The organism is Lentzea sp. NPDC004782, from assembly GCF_040609115.1.
Classification (GTDB): domain Bacteria; phylum Actinomycetota; class Actinomycetes; order Mycobacteriales; family Pseudonocardiaceae; genus Lentzea.
Genome location: NZ_JBEXJN010000061.1, coordinates 1 through 14,611 on the forward strand (window position 1 = coordinate 1; position 14,611 = coordinate 14,611).

Sequence of the window (14,611 nt, forward strand, 5' to 3'; positions counted from 1 at the left end):
GATGATCAAGCGGTGGCCGTGCCCATGTCAAAGCCCAGGCGCCTCCTGGTTAAAACACCAGATCCACCTGAGGTGGATGAATGAGCCCTTCATCGTTCACTCGAATGGGTGTGGATCGGCGTAGATCACCAGCGTGTGGTCGGGCTGGTCGGCGAGGTGGAACGCCGTGTACGCGTAGTCCACCGCGCCGAGTCGCCTGTGCCGCAAGCGTTTCCGGCCGCTGTGCTGAGCCTGCACGTCGTGCCGGGGCCACCAGGTGCGCACCTGCGGGCTGGCCTCGTGCAGCTCGTCGATCAGCCCGGCGAACCGCGCGGGGTACCGGGCCGCGAGCGCGCGCAGCCGGGCGAGCAGGCCGCGCGCCTCCGGTTCCCAGTCGATCACGACGTGCCGCGCCTGGGGATCGGTGAACACCCAGCGCGCGAAGTTCGGCTTTTCTCCTTCGAGCACCGGGAAGAGCTCTGCCGCCGCCTCGTTGTGGGCCACCACGTCGTAGGTGGCGTTGACGATGTACGCCGGGTTCGGTTGCAGCAGCGCCGGAACCGCGGCTGCCTCGGCCGGCAGGGCCTCCTCGACCTCGTCCGCCGGTGCCCGCCCCGCCAGCCGGAACAGGTGGTCCTTTTCGGACCGGTCGAGCCGCAGCGCGGCCGCGATGGCCCCGAGCACCTGGTCGGACGCCTGCACGTCCCTGCCCTGTTCGAGGTACGTGTACCAGGTGGCGCTGATCCCCGCGAGCACCGCGAGCTCCTCCCGCCGCAGTCCCGGCGTGCGGCGCCGGCCGGTGTGCGGCAGGCCTGCCTCGGCCGGCGCGAGCCGCTCCCGGCGGCTGCGCAGGAACGCGCCCAGTTCGCTCATGCTGGTACCTCCGGTTCCAGCATAAGGCGGCTCTGGATACCAGGTTGAGCTCGCCGCAGGCTTGGTGCCATGTCAGGAATCAACGGCAAGGTCGTGGCGATCACCGGTGCGAGCAGCGGGATCGGGGAGGCGACCGCACGGTTGCTCGCGAAGCAGGGGGCCCGGCTCGTGCTCGGGGCACGCCGGGAGGACCGTCTCGCGAACCTCGTGGAGGAGATCGGCGGCGACGCCGTGCACACCCGTACCGACGTGACGCGGCCAGAGGACCTGCGCGCCCTGGTCGCGCTGGCCCGGGAGCGGTTCGGCAGGCTCGACGTGCTCGTGTCCAACGCCGGAGCGGGACCGATCTCGCCGCTCGACGACCTGCGTGTCGACGAGTGGAACGAGATGGTCGACGTCAACATCAAGGGCGTGCTGCACGGCATCGCGGCCGCGCTGCCGGTGTTCTGCGAGCAGCAGGCCGGGCACTTCGTCACCACCGCCTCCACGGCGGCTTTCACCGTCGTGCCGACCATGGCGGTCTACGCGGGCACCAAGGTCGCCGTCCGCGCGATCTGCGAGGGTCTGCGTCAGGAGTCGAACGGCGTTTTCCGGGTGACCACGGTGTTCCCGGGGTTCGTGCACACGGACTTCGCGGAGGCGTCGAGCAATCCCGACGTGCGGGCGCGCATCTCGGCGATGCGGGACGAGATCGCGATCTCCCCGGACGCGATCGCCCGTGCGGTGGCGTTCGCGATCGAGCAGCCGGCCGACGTCGACGTGAACGAGGTCGTCGTGCGGCCGGCCGCTCAAGGGTAGTGCCGTCACCGGCAACCTTCGCCGCGTCTTCCGGCGTCCAGCAGGGCGCCTCGCGGCACCGGGTCCAGTATGAGCAAGGCCAGGAACTTGAGCGGCGACGCGTTCATGCCGTCGGGTTCGCCGCTCTCGCCGGGCGTACCGGATCTGCCGCGCTGCCGCGCACCGTGCGATCAGGCCTCGCCGGGCGCGTGGTGACGTGGATGAAGGCGCCCTTCATCCACACCAGGTGGAGCAAGGAGCCCTTCATCCACCGTCACGGCGCTAGCCGTTCATCGGCTTGCCGTTCGCCGTGACGTTGGTGAACTTCAGGCCGTCGACGTTCTTGACGGTGTTGGTGGTGGAGCTGACGGTGAACTTGGAGTCCTTCAGCTCCAGCCCCTTCACGTGCTCCTGCGAGAGCCCGGACACGTCGAGCACCTTGGACGCCTTGGTGCTGCTGCAGTTCGAGAGGGAGAACGGCCCGAACTTCGGCACGTAGCTGCCCGTCTGCGAGTTGTAGGTCGTGGTGACGTAGACGAACGAGCGCTCGAACACGCCGGACACGCTGTCCAGGTTGATGTTCTGCGAGAAGCCGCCGCGCTTGGTGTTCGACTTGACGTACAGGGCGAACTTGGTGGCACCGACGCAGTTCAGCTTGTAGCCGTAGACGTTGCGGATGCCGCCGGTCTGCTCGGAGCCGCACGTGATGGCGCCCCAGTTGCCGTTCATGCGGCAGTTGACGACGACGATGTTCTGGCACGGCACGTTGATCCGCCGTCCGTCCTCGTCGCGGCCGGACTTGATGGCCACGTTGTCGTCGTGCGCGCCCAGGTCGCTGTTGGAGATCACGACGTGGTCGCACGACTCCGGGTCGCACGCGTCGGTGTTGCTGGAGGCCGTCGACGGGTCGGTGTGCACGTCGTCGACCGTGACGTTCTTGCAGAGCGTCGGGTGGATCTGCCAGAACTTCGGGTTCTTCAGGGTGACGCCCTGGATCAGCACGGTGTCGCAGTCGTACGGCTCGACGAACGTCGACCGCATGTTCTTGCCGGAACCGGGAACCACGCGCTTCTCCGGCGGGGTTCCCTTGGCCACCAACGACTCCAGGTACGCGCGGTCGCTGCCCTTGTTCCAGCTGCCGGTGGCGCCCGCGTCGAGCGTGCCCTTGCCGGTCAGTGCGATGTTGGTCTGCTTGTAGGCGTAGACCATGGGGGAGCGGTTCATGCACTCGATGCCCTCGTACCGCGTCAGCACGGTCGGGAACTTCGAGGCGTCACCGGAGAACTTGACGAGCGCGCCGTCCTCGAGGTGGAAGTCGACGTTGCTGAGCAGGTGGATCGCGCCCGTGACGTAGGTGCCGCTCGGAACGATCACGTGGCCACCGCCGGCCGCGTTGCAGGCGGCGATGGCCTTCTTGAACGCCTCGGTGTTGTCGGTCTTGTTGTCGCCCTTGGCGCCGTACGCGGTCGCGTCGAAGTTCTTGTCGGGGAACGACGGGAGCTTCGTGTTCCGCACGATCTCGTTGGCGGCCGGCCAGGGCAGTTCGGGCACCGCGGCGGCCGCGAGGGCGGTCCTGGTCAGGACCGGTGTGGCGATGGTGGCCACGACGGTTGCTTTCATCAGCAGTCGGCGGTTGATCCTGCCGTCCATTCGACGTCCTCTTCCACAGTGAAGGCAACGTTGGGCGGCGGCGTTTCAGAAAAGACTGTAAACGTTTGCGGCACGCGTCACAACAGCCGGAAGGCGGCGAGGGCCAAGCGGACACGTCCGATGTCCGAGACGTCCAGGACGCGGCCGATCTGGTCGAGGCGGCGGGACACGCTGCTGTGGTGCAGGTGGAGGAGGTCGGCGGCGCGGCGGAGTGAGCCGGTGGTGCAGTAGGCGTCCAACGTTTCGAGGTCATCGGCCGAGAGTGCGGCGATGGCGGCGACGTCGGCGTTGGCGCGCAGGGTGTCGATCGGGACGTGGGCGAGCAGGGCCAGGGCGCCCAGGTCCGCGTGGTGGACGACGGGGGTGCGGGTGGTGGTGAAGCGCAGCGCGGTCCGGGCCTCGGACCAGGCGCGGGCTGGGTGAGGATCGGCGCCGACGCCCGCGCGGACACCGGGAGGGAAGTCACCGAGGCTGGTTGCCAGCAGAACACCCGTGTTGTTCATCGGTGCTGCCTTCACCAAGTGCGCGGGGCACACCGCCGCCGCCACCCGGTCCAGCGCCAGCTCCGAGCAGACCGCCGCGACCAGCACCGGCCGGTCTGCCGCGAACCCCAGCAGCCGCAACGCCCGCGCCCGCCCCGCCTCGTCGCCGTCGGCGCTGATCACCAGCTCCACCAGCGCGGGATCCGCCATCGTGGTGCGGGCCGGGCCATATCGCTCGACCACCGCCGCGACGGCGAGCGCGAGGCGGTCCAGCACCACCTCGTCGAGCGGCCAGGCGGCCGGGCGCTCCAGCCACACCTCGCCGATCTCCTCGTCGTCGAGCGTGATCGGGCTGCGCGACGACGTCGGTTGCGCCGCAGCGGCTTCGGTACCGGCGGGCGACATGCGGACCACCTTGCCGGTGCTGTGCAGGCGGATCCCGGCGACGCACTCCGCCAGCCCCGCCGTAGCCCGCGCCAGTGCGGGGAGATCGACGCGGCGGCGCATCAGGGTGTCGTAGAACATCACGACGCGGATCGCGCCCTCGACGTGCGAGTCGAGGTTCGACAGCCGGGTCGCCAACGCCTCCATGCCCCGACGATAGCGACGGATGGCGCGCGGACGGGCCCGATTGCGCGACGAGCGTCGGCTGAAGAGCGCCGCGATGCCCGTGAGGATGGACGGCATGGATCCCGAGTTGGAAGCGTTCGTCCCGTTCTTCCCGAAGGCCGAGCTGATCGACGTGGCGAAGGAACGCCAGATCCTCGCCGCGCTCGCGGCCGGCATCCCGGCGCAGACGGACGGCATGGAGGTCGAGGACCGCCTGGTGCCCGGTGACCCCGATGTGCCTGTGCGGATCTACCGGCCGTACGAGGCGCACGGCACGGTCATCTGGATGCACGGCGGAGGCTGGTGCATGGGTGACGTGGAGACCGAACACCCGTGGGCGTCGCGGGTCGCCGCACGGTCGCAGGCGACGGTGATCTCGGTGGGGTACCGGCTGGCCCCCGAGCACCCGTTCCCCGCCGCCCTGGACGACGCGTGGACGGTGCTGCGGTGGGCACACGAAACCGCCCCGCAACCCGACCTGATCGCGGTCGCCGGGCACAGCGCGGGCGGCGGGCTGGCGGCGGCGCTCGCGCTGAAAGCGCGGGACGAGCAGGGGCCGCCGATCCGGTTCCAGCTGCTGCACCAGCCTGGGCTCGACGACCGGCTGACCAGCTGGTCGGCCCGGCACTTCACCGAAACGCCCTGGTACAACCGCGCCAAGGCGGGGCAGGCGTGGCAGCACTACCTGAGCGGGCAGCCCGCCACGCCGTACGCGGCACCGGCACGCGCCGAGGACCTCTCGGACCTCCCGCCCGCCTACATCGCGTCGGCCGAGTTCTGCCCGAACCGCGACGAGAACATCGCGTACGCGGTGCGGCTCATGCAGTCCGACGTCCAGGTCGAGCTGCACCAGTGGCCCGGCACGTTCCACGGTTCGCAGGCCCTGCTGTCCGCGGACGTTTCCCAGCGCCAGTTCGCCGAGATCGGCGACGTCCTGAGGAGGGCACTGGCATGAAGGCCGAACTGGAGGCCGTCCACCGCGCCGGCGTGCCCGGTGTGTGGGCCGAGGTGCGCGACAACGGCACCGTGTGGCGCGGCGCTTTCGGTGACGTCACACCGGACGTGCGGCACCGCATCGGCAGCGTCACCAAGACGTTCACCGCGGCCGCGATCATGCTCCTGGTGGAACGCGGCCAGATCGAGCTGGACACGCCGGTGCACGGGGACGCCACGGTCCGGATGCTGCTGAACATGACCAGCGGCCTGGCCGACTACCGGTTCCTCGCCTTCCCGTCGCTGCTGGAGGGCTCGCCGAAAAGCCTGGAGGACAACCAGTTCCGGCACTTCCATCCGCGGGAGCTGATCGAGCTGGGTGTCGACGCGCCGCCCGTCCCGCCCGGGACCTACTCCAACACCGGCTATCTGCTGCTGGGCCGGCTGATCGAGGAGGTCACCGGCCTGACGGCCGAACGGTGGATCACGCGCAACGTCATCGAACGCGCCGGGCTGTGCAACACGACGTTCCCGACCGGCACGCGCATCGAGGGGCCGCACCCGCCGATGTACGAGGCGCTGTTCGGCCTGCTGGATCCACCACGTGACTACAGTGTCTACGACATGTCGTGGGTCGGCGTGTCCGCGTCGTTGATCTCGACGGTGGAGGACCTCAACGTGTTCTTCGCGGCACTGCTCGACGGCAAGATCGTGTCGCGGGAGTCGTTGGCGCTCATGCAACAGACCGGTCCGGTAATCGCGTTCGACGGCTCGACCGTCGACTACGGGCTCGGTTTGCACCGGAAGGGCGACTTCTGGGGCCACGACGGCTCGGTGTGGGGTGCCGGCACGTGGTCGTTCCACAGCGAGGACGGCGAACGGCAGGTGTCGCTGGCCGTCAACCTCCAGCGGTGGAACAGTTCCGCGATCGACGAGGCGCTGGAGGCGTTCCAGCGGTCAGCTGTAGATCGTGACCGTCAGCCGGGGGTTTGAGCGGAAGTCGGTCGACTCGTAGGCGACGCGGGCGAGCGGCATCGACCCCGCCGCGGCCGTCAGCGTCGTCTCGATCTCGTTGCGCTCGTCCTCGGTCAGGTACGACCAGAACGAGCTGTGCCAGATCACCGTGTACGTGCCGCGCTCGTCGGGCGGGACGAGGTTCTCCCGCAACCACCGCCCCGCCGGCGACCGCGCCACCTTCACGCCGACCTTGGCGGCCAGCTCGATCGCGTCGTCGAGGTCCCACCGCAACGAGTCGTGCTCCGGCGGGATGAACGAGTGCAGGATCATCGCGTGCTTGGGGTCGCGCGGGTCCCGCGGCTGCAGGTCGCACCCGGCGCGGTCGACGATCTCCAGCTCGGGTGGCCGCGGCCCGGAGGCGGCCAGGCGCACCGGCGAGTCCTTCTCGCCCCACTCCCAGCCGAGACCGAACCAGCGGTAGCGGTCCAGGATCAGGTTCAGCCCCGCGCAGGCACCCAGCTCCAGCAGCCGGACCTTGGGCGCGCCGATCATGGTGAGGCCGCGGAGGAGGAACCCGGCGGTCTTCGGCTGGTGCTGCTGGACCGTGCGGTCGAGCGCGGCCAGGATCTCGCCCGCGTTCTCGACGATCGCGCGCCGTGCCGCGAGCCAGGCCAGCAGCGCGGTGGAGTCCGACTCGCCGGCCATCGCGGCGGCGTGCGCGCTGGCGAACCGCTGGCTCAGCTCCGGCGCCTTGCCCGACAGCATCAGCAACCGCACGCCCGCGAGCGCCTGGATGCCGAACAACGGGCTGTGCACGGCGCTGTGCGAGCAGAGCAGGTCGGCCACCGGGCCGCCGCGGTCGAGCTCACTCGCGAGTTCCGAGAGGATGCGCGCGGAAACCGGCGCGCTGGTGCGCAACCTCACCGCGAACGTCCGCAGTGTGGAGGCGCCGATGCCTGCCGCGGTCACGCACCCCTCCCTTCTTCGGCAAGGGACTTTACAAGGGCGAGAACGCATTCTTCCCATATGAGACCGGGCGTGGTGCCAGAGCCCGATGGGTATCGTGCGGCACGTGAGCGAGTTCCTGGAGCTGTCCGCGGCCGGTCCGGTCGCCACGTTGACGATCAACCGCCCGGCCAAGCGCAACGCCATGAGCTACGACATGTGGTCCGCGCTGCCTGGGTTGATGGCGCGCGTTTCCGCTGATGAGAGCATCCGGGTGCTGGTGATCCGCGGTGGGGGGCACTTCTCGGCCGGTGCCGACATCGCCGAGTTCTCGACCCTGCGCCGGGGTGCCGCGGGCGCCGCGCACTACGGCGAGGCGGTGCACAACGGCGAACGCGCCATTGCTCAGTTGGACAAGCCGACCATTGCCGCGATTTCCGGTTTCTGCGTCGGCGGTGGGTGCGAGATCGCCCTCGCCTGCGACATCCGGGTGGCGTCTTCGGATGCGCGATTCGGCATCACGCCCGCGAAGCTCGGCATCGTCTACAGCTTCACGTCCACCAAGCAGCTCGTCGACGTGGTCGGCCCGGCGTGGGCGAAGCAGATCCTGTTCTCGGCGGATCTGATCGACTCGGCCACGGCGCTGCGGATCGGTCTGGTCAACGAGGTCGTGGAGTCGGTCGAGGCCCGCGTGAAGGAGCTGTCCGAGCAGATCGCGGGACGGGCGCAGGTGTCGGTGAGGGGCGCGAAGAAGATCATCAACTCGATCACCGACGGCGGGCACGAGGACGACTTCGTGCGAGCGCTGTACGCGGAGGCCGCGTCCAGTGCCGACTACGAGGAGGGCGTGTCGGCGTTCCTGGAGAAGCGGCCCCCGCGGTTCTAGAGGGGTCCTCGGTCAGCGCTGGTTCGAGGTGGACAGCACGTACTGCGCGTAGGCGACGGCGGTCGTCAGGGTGTAACGCAGTGGACGACCGTTGGCGATGCGTCCCCATCCCTCCAGCGGCTGGGGGTCACGGGCGCCCTGCGGCTGGCGCAGCAGGTTGTTGAAGTGGTTGCTCAGGTTGCCCCAGTTGTTCTCCTGGTCGGCGTACTCCTGCGGGATGCGGAAGTAGTTCCCGTTGTCGTTCATGACCAGGGCGATCTCGTCGCGCAGCGGCCGGAACCGGGCGGCTTCCGAGATCCACTGGGTCATCATGAGGACACCCTGGGCCATGCGCTGCCTGTCGCCTGCTTCCAGCAGGTAGTGGACCGCGCCGTTGACCGTCCAGGGATTGATCGCGAGGCCGGCGCGGCCCTGTTGCGCGGCTGCCTCGATGCTGTTGTAGTTGTCGGTGAACCCGGTCGGGTAGTGGATGTGGTCGTTCGGACCGCCGTCGCCGTAGCGGCTGGACGGTCCCGAGTCCTGGTTCTGGTCCTGTCCGTCTCGGGTCTGGGTGCCGATGTAGCGGTAGACGCCGTCGCGTCCCCACCAGCCGACCATGTACAGGTCCGAGCGGCGCAACTGGATGCGCACGTACTCCGGGCTGCCCATCGCGTGGACGTCGACCCGGATGAAGTCGTTGCTGTCCCTGGTGGAGACGTTGACCGTGTGGTTGACCTGGTAGGACCAACCGGCGCCGGGAACCTGGCTGCCGTTGTTGTCGCTGACCCGGCTGCGGATGTCGTTGATGAAGTTGATGTAGTTTTGCGCGCCGTTGCCGCCGTCGAGGTAGAACGTGGGGTTGTTGTCCTCGGCGTTCGCGCTCGGCGCCGCGCCCAGCAGGCCTGCCAGCGTCGAGGTGACGAGCGCGAACGCGGCCGAGGCCAGCGTGAACTTGCGGCGACGGGCAACCGCCCGCTTCGGCCAGGGGGTGTCCGTTTTGGACATTCCTTTACCCTCCCATTGCTCGGGTTTCGCCGCGGTGAACGTGCTTGCGGCGCGCACCGAATGTGCCGCCCGGCGGAACACCGGAACAATGGGGGAGGAATTGAGTGGGTAGGGCGGCACCGATAAATGGGTACCGCCCTGGCCTGCCTAGAAGCGTTCGGCGTCGATCGTGGTGTCCGGGCCGTGTCCGGTGTGGACGACGGTGTCACCGGGCAGTTCGAACAGCTTCTCCCTGATCGACCGCTCGATCGTCGGCCGGTCCGAGAACGACCGCCCGGTCGCGCCCGGCCCGCCCTGGAACAACGTGTCGCCGGTGAACACCGCGCCCAGCGACGGCACGTAGAAGCACACCGCGCCAGGCGAATGCCCTGGCGTGTGCAGCACGTGGATCTCCTCGCCGGCCACGGTGAGAATCTGGCCGTCCTGCAACGCCAGATGCGGAATCACGCCCGTGTGCGTCAACGACCACACCACGTGATCGGCCTGGTGCAACGCCATCGGCGCGCCCGTCGCGTGGGCCAGGTCCGGTGCGACGCGGACGTGGTCGTCGTGGGCGTGGGTCAGCAGGATCGCCACGACTTTGCGGCCGTCGACGACCTTGAGGATCGCGTCCACGTCGTGCGGCGCGTCGATGACGACGCACTCCGAAGAGTCACCGATCACCCACACGTTGTTGTCGACGTCGAAGGTCTCGCCGTCCAGCGAGAACGTGCCGGACGTGACGGTGTGGTCGACACGCAGGCTCATCAGAAGACCACGACCGATCGCAGCACGTCGCCGTGGTGCATCTTCTCGAAGGCGGCTTCCACGCCGTCCAGCGGGATCTCCTCGGTCACGAACGCGTCGAGGTCGAAGCGGCCCTGCTGGTACAGGTCGACGAGCATCGGGAAGTCGCGGGACGGCAGGCAGTCGCCGTACCAGGAGGACTTCAGCGCGCCGCCGCGCGAGAAGAAGTCGATCAACGGCATCTCGAGCTTCATGTCCGGCGTCGGAACACCGACGAGGACAACGGTTCCGGCCAGGTCGCGGGCGTAGAAGGCCTGCTTCCACGTCTCCGGTCGGCCGACCGCGTCGATCACGACGTCCGCGCCGAACGAGTCGGTCAGCTCCTGGACGGCCTCCACGACGTCGGGCACTTCACGGGCGTTGATGGTGTGCGTGGCACCGAAACCCTTGGCCCACTCCAGCTTTCGCGGGTCGGTGTCCACCGCGATGATCTTCGCGGCACCGGCGAGGCGGGCGCCCGCGATGGCGCCGTCACCCACGCCGCCGCAGCCGATCACGGCCACCGAGTCGCCGCGCGTCACGCCGCCGGTGTTCATCGCGGCACCGACGCCTGCCATGACACCGCAGCCCAGCAGGCCGACGGCCGCCGCGCGGGCGGACGGGTCGACCTTCGTGCACTGTCCTGAGTGGACCAACGTCTTCTCGGCGAACGCGCCGATGCCCAGCGCCGGGGACAACGGGGTTCCGTCGGCCAGCGTCATGGGCTGCGAGGCGTTGAACGTCGAGAAGCAGTACCAGGGCTTGCCGCGGCGGCAGGCCCGGCAGGTGCCGCAGACGGCGCGCCAGTTCAGCACGACGAAGTCGCCGGGCTCCAGGTCCGTCACGCCGGAGCCCACGGACTCCACGACACCCGCGGCCTCGTGGCCCAGCAGGAACGGGAAGTCGTCGTTGATGCCGCCCTCGCGGTAGTGCAGGTCGGTGTGGCAGACACCGCACGCCTGCACGCGGACCACGGCCTCGCCGGGGCCGGGATCGGGCACCAGTACCGAGGTCAGTTCGACGGGAAGACCTTTGCCACGGGCGACGATGCCCTTGACCTCTTGCGCCACTGCGACTCCGTTCTCACCTGATCAAAGTCGTGCCCTCGAACTCGCCGAGAACCTCCCGGTAGAACTCAATCCCTACACCGTTGGGGTCGCGGATGTACAGGCTGTCTTCGACGCCGCGGTCGGGGCCCAGGTACTCGATCCCGGCGTCGTCCAGCTTGGCCTTGATCTCGTCGAAGCGCTCGGGCGAGGTGGACAGCGCGAGGTGCTGGACGGCGCCGATCGTCTCCGTGAACGCCGGGTGGTCGTGGCCCGGGAAGTCGAAGAATCCCAGCAGGTTCTTGTTGCCGAGATCGAAGAAGAAGTGGCTGGAGCCGCGGTAGTCGCGGTTCTCGACGAGCTCCACCAGCGGGAAGCCGAGGAACTCCTGGTAGAACCGGATCGTTTCCTCGACGTCCTTGCAGATCAACGCGATGTGGTGGACGCCGCTGGTGGGCGAGCCGCCGCGCTCGTCGAGCGGCTTCACGTATTTCTTGCGCAGCTCATCGCGTTTGGCGCGGATCGCGTCGAGCTCGGCACCCTCTGGCTGTGGCATGTCGCAGAGAATAGTTGAGAATTCAAACGTACGCAGGTCAGCCCGCGACGCCTTCGAACTCGATGTCGCGTTCTTCCGGCAGCAGCGTGGCCTGCAGAAATGCCACGTTCGTCTCGCGGTCCAGCCGGGTCTCGCAGTCGAACCGCGCCAGCGAGAGTTCACCCGGTTGCCGGGCATAGGCCTTCAGCGTCGTGATGTCGTGCAGGTCGAAACCGTCGTGGATGCCCCAGTTCGCGAGGTTGGCCGCGCTCATCAGCTCCTCGGCGTCGTCCAGCGACGGCGCCGTGAAGAACAGCCTGCCGTGCACGTAGACGCCCCGCGCGCCGCTGGGGGAGATCAGCGTGACCGGCGTGCCGGTGCGGCAGGCCAGGAAGTGGAACGCGATCCCGCCGCCGAGCGAGCCGACCACCGTCGCCGCGGGCAGGCCGCTCCACGTGACCGGGCGTTTCGCGAACGCCTCGGCCTGGCCCAGCAGGAACTCGCGGTAGTTGCGCGGGTTGAGGTCCTGCAGGTAGTTCCACATCCGGAAGACGTGGTGGTAGCCGAGCTTCCCGGCCAGTTCCAGGGCCGCGCGGAACGCCAGCCTGCCCGCGTAGGTGTGCTCGTCGGTCGGGGGAATCCGCCCGGCGCAGAACAGGTACTCGCCGTCGTGGGCGTAGGTGATCGCCTTGTGCTCACCGGACTCGACGCCGCGCGAGCTCGTCCAGACCTCGGCGAAACCGCGCCGCTCGTCCTCGGCCAGGTGCACGGTCAGTTCCGGATGCCCGTCCCGCAGCACCGGGTTGAACGACGTGCCGGCGAACCGCACGACGCCCAGCCGGGAACGGGCCGGGTCCTCCCCGGCCGCGGACAACGGCTCGAACCTCGACGACAGCGCACGAATCCGCAACTGACGAGTCATCACTGGCCCTTTCGCAGGCGACCGGACCCAGATTAAGTTGCGGATCGTTTGGTGTGCACCAGAGCGTCTCGATTGGGCTGCCCGCTCAATCCTCTTCGTCACCGGGCCATTTGCCCGTCAGCTTCTGAAAACCCTTGGCGCCACCGCGGTCGATCACGGCTTTGACCAGCCCGAAGATGGCTCCCTGCAAGGCCGCTGCCAGCAGCACCTCGCGCCAGGTGCGGTTCCGCATCGTCGCGCTCGGTGCTTCTTCGTCACCCGCCACGGCCTTCCACACTTGACCGAAGATCATGGTGGCGAGGAACCCACCCAACGCGCCGAGCAGCATTCCCAGTGGGCGGTAAAGCAACTTCATCCATTCCTCCTGGAAAGTTTCCAGATCAAGAGGACCAGCGTGATGAGCACCGCCGCGATCGCCGCCGGATGCCGGCGCGCCTTCTCCACCTGCTCCGCCACCGGGTCGGGCAGCGCCTCGATCGCCTCGCTGGTGGCCCTGGTCATCCTGACCTTGGTCTCGCGCGCCTGCTCCTTCACGCGACCGGGCACGTCGACCTTGTGCGCCAACGCTTCCACGGTCTCGCCCAGCTCACGGCGGGTGCGTTCGACGTCCTTCTGGAGCTCGTCCCTGGGGTCGCTCATCGGTGCGCACGCTCCTTGATCGTCGCGATGTCCTGCTGCACGTTGTCCATCGCCTGCCGCGGCACCGGAGGCGCGGCACGCCGGACCTGCGCGCGTCCCGCGAGCGCCATCACACCGGCGACGAGCAAAAGGGCGGCCGCGACGATCAGTGCGGCCGCCCACGGCGGTAGTACGAGGCTGAGGGCGAGGATGATGCCCGCGACGACGCTGAGCCCGCCCCACCACGCGAACACGCCGGCCGCGCCGAACATCCCGGCGCCGACACCGGCGTGCTTGCCCTTGTCCTTCAGCTCGGCGACCGCGAGACGGATCTCATCGCGCGCGAGCCTGCTCACCTGCTCGGACAGCTGATTCACCAGCTGTGCGGTCGACGTGTCGGTGTTCATGCACGTCAGGTACCCACAGCCGGGGTCGGTGAATCAGCCCTGCTGAGCTTCCTTCACCTTGGCGTGGACCTCTTCCATGTCCACGTCACGGGCCTGCTGGATCAGGCTGTCCAGCGCGTTCGCCGGCAGCGCACCGGGCTGCGCGAACAGCACGACGCCCTCGCGGACGATCATCAGCGTCGGGATGCTGCGGATGCCGAACGTCGCCGCCAGCTCCTGCTGAGCCTCGGTGTCGACCTTGCCGAACACGAGGTCCTCGTGCTTCTCCGACGCGGCCTCGAACGTGGGCGCGAACGCCTTGCACGGGCCGCACCAGTCGGCCCAGAAGTCGACCAGAACGATGCCGGACCCACCGACCACATCGTCGAAGTTCTCCGTGGTCAGCTCGACCGTCGCCATGGGGGTCCTCCTCGTTGTTCCCGGGGCTACCCCGTTCAACGGACGCGGCCGTTCCAGAATTCCCCGGCGTGCCGCCGGTCACCCCGCCGGGGCTCGCGACTCGGTCTGACATGCGGAAAGCGGAATTGAGCGGCAATGGGCAAACAATTTCCTGTCGGTTCCTTATCTCTGGCGTGCGAGTCCTTTCGGACTGCCGGTCCTGGCGATATGAATTGGACCCCAGTCAAATTCGCGACAGGAGCCCCGTGTCTCAAACTCCGCGAAAGGCCCGTGCTGCCGTGACCGGTGCCTGCGCCGTGCTGCTCGGCCTGACGGGCCTCGTCCCGGCTCACGCCGACGACCCCGTCAACGACAACAACCCCGACCGCCAGTACGTCGGGTTCATCGCCCCGACCGCCGGGCAGTCGGTGTTCTACCAGTACAAAGGTCAGCAGAACCCCGACTGGGCCGGCCTGTGCTTCCGCTGGCGGTCCGGTGTCAACACCGGGCAGCCGGCGAGCGCCCGCGACGGGTTGGTGATGTGGAACTCCTACGTCCGGAACTGGACCGCCCCGGGCATCTCGGGCAAGCCGTTTCGGCAGTGGTCGATAAAGGCCGCGCTGTATTCGGGCAGTGAGTGCAATGGACAGCAGATCGGTGAGGAGAAAGTGCCTCCCGCTCCGCGTCCGCGCGACACCGGCAATCCTGACAACGTGTACTGGATCGACTTCCGCTGAGGCTCGACCGGTGGCCCGGACGGGTCCGGGCCACCTCCTCCGTGCGAGTGGGGCAGTTCGCCAGGTTGTGCCGTGGATGAAGGGCGCCTTCATCGACCTCAGGTGGATGAAGGGCGCCTTCATCCACG

Annotated in this window: 18 protein-coding genes; 5 read left to right on the forward strand and 13 right to left on the reverse strand. The window is 68.5% G+C overall.

Translation table 11 applies throughout. From position 1 onward, the window contains the following. Window positions 1–96: 96 nt before the first annotated feature. Window positions 97–852 (reverse strand): helix-turn-helix transcriptional regulator, encoded by a 756-nt coding sequence (locus tag ABZV40_RS37950; RefSeq protein WP_355453286.1) that lies wholly within the window; start codon window positions 850–852, stop codon window positions 97–99. A 69-nt stretch (window positions 853–921) separates the two neighbouring features. Here ABZV40_RS37950 and ABZV40_RS37955 point away from each other — a divergent pair, with 69 nt between their 5' ends. Then, window positions 922–1,650 (forward strand): SDR family oxidoreductase, encoded by a 729-nt coding sequence (locus tag ABZV40_RS37955; protein ID WP_355453289.1) that lies wholly within the window; start codon window positions 922–924, stop codon window positions 1,648–1,650. 261 nt (window positions 1,651–1,911) lie between these two features. Here ABZV40_RS37955 and ABZV40_RS37960 read toward each other — a convergent pair whose 3' ends face one another. Together ABZV40_RS37960 and ABZV40_RS37965 are read right to left on the reverse strand one after the other, a co-directional pair. After that, window positions 1,912–3,279 (reverse strand): glycosyl hydrolase family 28 protein, encoded by a 1,368-nt coding sequence (locus ABZV40_RS37960; protein ID WP_355453292.1) that lies wholly within the window; start codon window positions 3,277–3,279, stop codon window positions 1,912–1,914. Between the two features lie 77 nt (window positions 3,280–3,356). After that, window positions 3,357–4,352 (reverse strand): helix-turn-helix domain-containing protein, encoded by a 996-nt coding sequence (locus tag ABZV40_RS37965; protein WP_355453295.1) that lies wholly within the window; start codon window positions 4,350–4,352, stop codon window positions 3,357–3,359. Window positions 4,353–4,446: 94 nt separating this feature from the next. On the opposite strand from ABZV40_RS37965, the gene ABZV40_RS37970 reads away from it, so the two are divergent. Then, window positions 4,447–5,325, forward strand: coding sequence for an alpha/beta hydrolase (locus ABZV40_RS37970; RefSeq protein WP_355453298.1), 879 nt, complete (start codon window positions 4,447–4,449; stop codon window positions 5,323–5,325). Further along, complete coding sequence (locus ABZV40_RS37975; protein ID WP_355453301.1) at window positions 5,322–6,296, forward strand: serine hydrolase domain-containing protein; 975 nt, start codon at window positions 5,322–5,324, stop codon at window positions 6,294–6,296. Before ABZV40_RS37970 ends, ABZV40_RS37975 begins: the two co-directional genes overlap by 4 nt. On the opposite strand, the gene ABZV40_RS37980 is transcribed toward ABZV40_RS37975, so the two are convergent. After that, window positions 6,261–7,229 carry a DUF2332 family protein gene (locus ABZV40_RS37980; RefSeq protein ID WP_355453304.1) on the reverse strand — a complete coding sequence of 323 codons (969 nt, stop codon included), beginning with the start codon at window positions 7,227–7,229 and terminating at the stop codon, window positions 6,261–6,263. The two genes, ABZV40_RS37975 and ABZV40_RS37980, sit on opposite strands and share 36 nt — an antisense overlap. Window positions 7,230–7,332: 103 nt before the next feature. Here ABZV40_RS37980 and ABZV40_RS37985 point away from each other — a divergent pair, with 103 nt between their 5' ends. Next, window positions 7,333–8,091 (forward strand): enoyl-CoA hydratase-related protein, encoded by a 759-nt coding sequence (locus tag ABZV40_RS37985; protein WP_355453307.1) that lies wholly within the window; start codon window positions 7,333–7,335, stop codon window positions 8,089–8,091. A 12-nt stretch (window positions 8,092–8,103) separates the two neighbouring features. Here the strand turns inward: ABZV40_RS37985 and ABZV40_RS37990 are convergent, their stop codons facing one another. The 9 genes from ABZV40_RS37990 to trxA form a co-directional block, all read right to left on the reverse strand. Beyond that, window positions 8,104–9,075, reverse strand: a complete 972-nt coding sequence (locus ABZV40_RS37990) for a ribosome-inactivating family protein (RefSeq protein WP_355453310.1) — start codon at window positions 9,073–9,075, stop codon at window positions 8,104–8,106. Between the two features lie 147 nt (window positions 9,076–9,222). Beyond that, the gene (locus ABZV40_RS37995; protein WP_355453313.1) at window positions 9,223–9,822 is read right to left on the reverse strand and encodes an MBL fold metallo-hydrolase; all 600 of its coding nucleotides are present in this window, start codon (window positions 9,820–9,822) and stop codon (window positions 9,223–9,225) included. Further along, window positions 9,822–10,910, reverse strand: a complete 1,089-nt coding sequence (locus ABZV40_RS38000; RefSeq protein WP_355453316.1) for an S-(hydroxymethyl)mycothiol dehydrogenase — start codon at window positions 10,908–10,910, stop codon at window positions 9,822–9,824. The genes ABZV40_RS37995 and ABZV40_RS38000 overlap by 1 nt, the downstream gene beginning before the upstream one ends. Window positions 10,911–10,923: 13 nt before the next feature. Further along, window positions 10,924–11,442 carry a VOC family protein gene (locus ABZV40_RS38005; RefSeq protein WP_355453319.1) on the reverse strand — a complete coding sequence of 173 codons (519 nt, stop codon included), beginning with the start codon at window positions 11,440–11,442 and terminating at the stop codon, window positions 10,924–10,926. A 37-nt stretch (window positions 11,443–11,479) separates the two neighbouring features. Further along, the gene (locus ABZV40_RS38010) at window positions 11,480–12,343 is read right to left on the reverse strand and encodes a hypothetical protein (RefSeq protein ID WP_355453322.1); all 864 of its coding nucleotides are present in this window, start codon (window positions 12,341–12,343) and stop codon (window positions 11,480–11,482) included. An 85-nt stretch (window positions 12,344–12,428) separates the two neighbouring features. Further along, window positions 12,429–12,698 (reverse strand): DUF4235 domain-containing protein, encoded by a 270-nt coding sequence (locus tag ABZV40_RS38015; RefSeq protein ID WP_355453324.1) that lies wholly within the window; start codon window positions 12,696–12,698, stop codon window positions 12,429–12,431. Next, on the reverse strand, window positions 12,695–12,982 hold the full coding sequence (locus ABZV40_RS38020; RefSeq protein WP_355453327.1) for a DUF3618 domain-containing protein: 288 nt from the start codon (window positions 12,980–12,982) through the stop codon (window positions 12,695–12,697). The genes ABZV40_RS38015 and ABZV40_RS38020 overlap by 4 nt, the downstream gene beginning before the upstream one ends. Continuing rightward, window positions 12,979–13,368: a phage holin family protein gene (locus ABZV40_RS38025; protein WP_355453330.1), complete on the reverse strand. Its 390-nt coding sequence runs from the start codon at window positions 13,366–13,368 to the stop codon at window positions 12,979–12,981. The genes ABZV40_RS38020 and ABZV40_RS38025 overlap by 4 nt, the downstream gene beginning before the upstream one ends. Before the next feature lie 33 nt (window positions 13,369–13,401). After that, window positions 13,402–13,767, reverse strand: a complete 366-nt coding sequence (trxA, locus tag ABZV40_RS38030) for a thioredoxin (RefSeq protein WP_355453333.1) — start codon at window positions 13,765–13,767, stop codon at window positions 13,402–13,404. Window positions 13,768–14,045: 278 nt separating this feature from the next. Here trxA and ABZV40_RS38035 point away from each other — a divergent pair, with 278 nt between their 5' ends. Then, window positions 14,046–14,483 (forward strand): hypothetical protein, encoded by a 438-nt coding sequence (locus ABZV40_RS38035; RefSeq protein WP_355453336.1) that lies wholly within the window; start codon window positions 14,046–14,048, stop codon window positions 14,481–14,483. The last annotated feature ends 128 nt before the right edge of the window (window positions 14,484–14,611 follow it).

What these genes read in the sequence shown, in the direction of transcription:
- ABZV40_RS37950 (WP_355453286.1), bottom strand. Translation starts at nt 852, where the DNA reads ATGAGCGAACTGGGCGCGTTCCTGCGCAGCCGCCGGGAGCGGCTCGCG.
- ABZV40_RS37955 (WP_355453289.1), top strand. Translation starts at nt 922, where the DNA reads ATGTCAGGAATCAACGGCAAGGTCGTGGCGATCACCGGTGCGAGCAGC.
- ABZV40_RS37960 (WP_355453292.1), bottom strand. Translation starts at nt 3,279, where the DNA reads ATGGACGGCAGGATCAACCGCCGACTGCTGATGAAAGCAACCGTCGTG.
- ABZV40_RS37965 (WP_355453295.1), bottom strand. Translation starts at nt 4,352, where the DNA reads ATGGAGGCGTTGGCGACCCGGCTGTCGAACCTCGACTCGCACGTCGAG.
- ABZV40_RS37970 (WP_355453298.1), top strand. Translation starts at nt 4,447, where the DNA reads ATGGATCCCGAGTTGGAAGCGTTCGTCCCGTTCTTCCCGAAGGCCGAG.
- ABZV40_RS37975 (WP_355453301.1), top strand. Translation starts at nt 5,322, where the DNA reads ATGAAGGCCGAACTGGAGGCCGTCCACCGCGCCGGCGTGCCCGGTGTG.
- ABZV40_RS37990 (WP_355453310.1), bottom strand. Translation starts at nt 9,075, where the DNA reads ATGTCCAAAACGGACACCCCCTGGCCGAAGCGGGCGGTTGCCCGTCGC.
- ABZV40_RS37995 (WP_355453313.1), bottom strand. Translation starts at nt 9,822, where the DNA reads ATGAGCCTGCGTGTCGACCACACCGTCACGTCCGGCACGTTCTCGCTG.
- ABZV40_RS38005 (WP_355453319.1), bottom strand. Translation starts at nt 11,442, where the DNA reads ATGCCACAGCCAGAGGGTGCCGAGCTCGACGCGATCCGCGCCAAACGC.
- ABZV40_RS38010 (WP_355453322.1), bottom strand. Translation starts at nt 12,343, where the DNA reads ATGACTCGTCAGTTGCGGATTCGTGCGCTGTCGTCGAGGTTCGAGCCG.
- ABZV40_RS38015 (WP_355453324.1), bottom strand. Translation starts at nt 12,698, where the DNA reads ATGAAGTTGCTTTACCGCCCACTGGGAATGCTGCTCGGCGCGTTGGGT.
- ABZV40_RS38020 (WP_355453327.1), bottom strand. Translation starts at nt 12,982, where the DNA reads ATGAGCGACCCCAGGGACGAGCTCCAGAAGGACGTCGAACGCACCCGC.
- ABZV40_RS38025 (WP_355453330.1), bottom strand. Translation starts at nt 13,368, where the DNA reads ATGAACACCGACACGTCGACCGCACAGCTGGTGAATCAGCTGTCCGAG.
- trxA (WP_355453333.1), bottom strand. Translation starts at nt 13,767, where the DNA reads ATGGCGACGGTCGAGCTGACCACGGAGAACTTCGACGATGTGGTCGGT.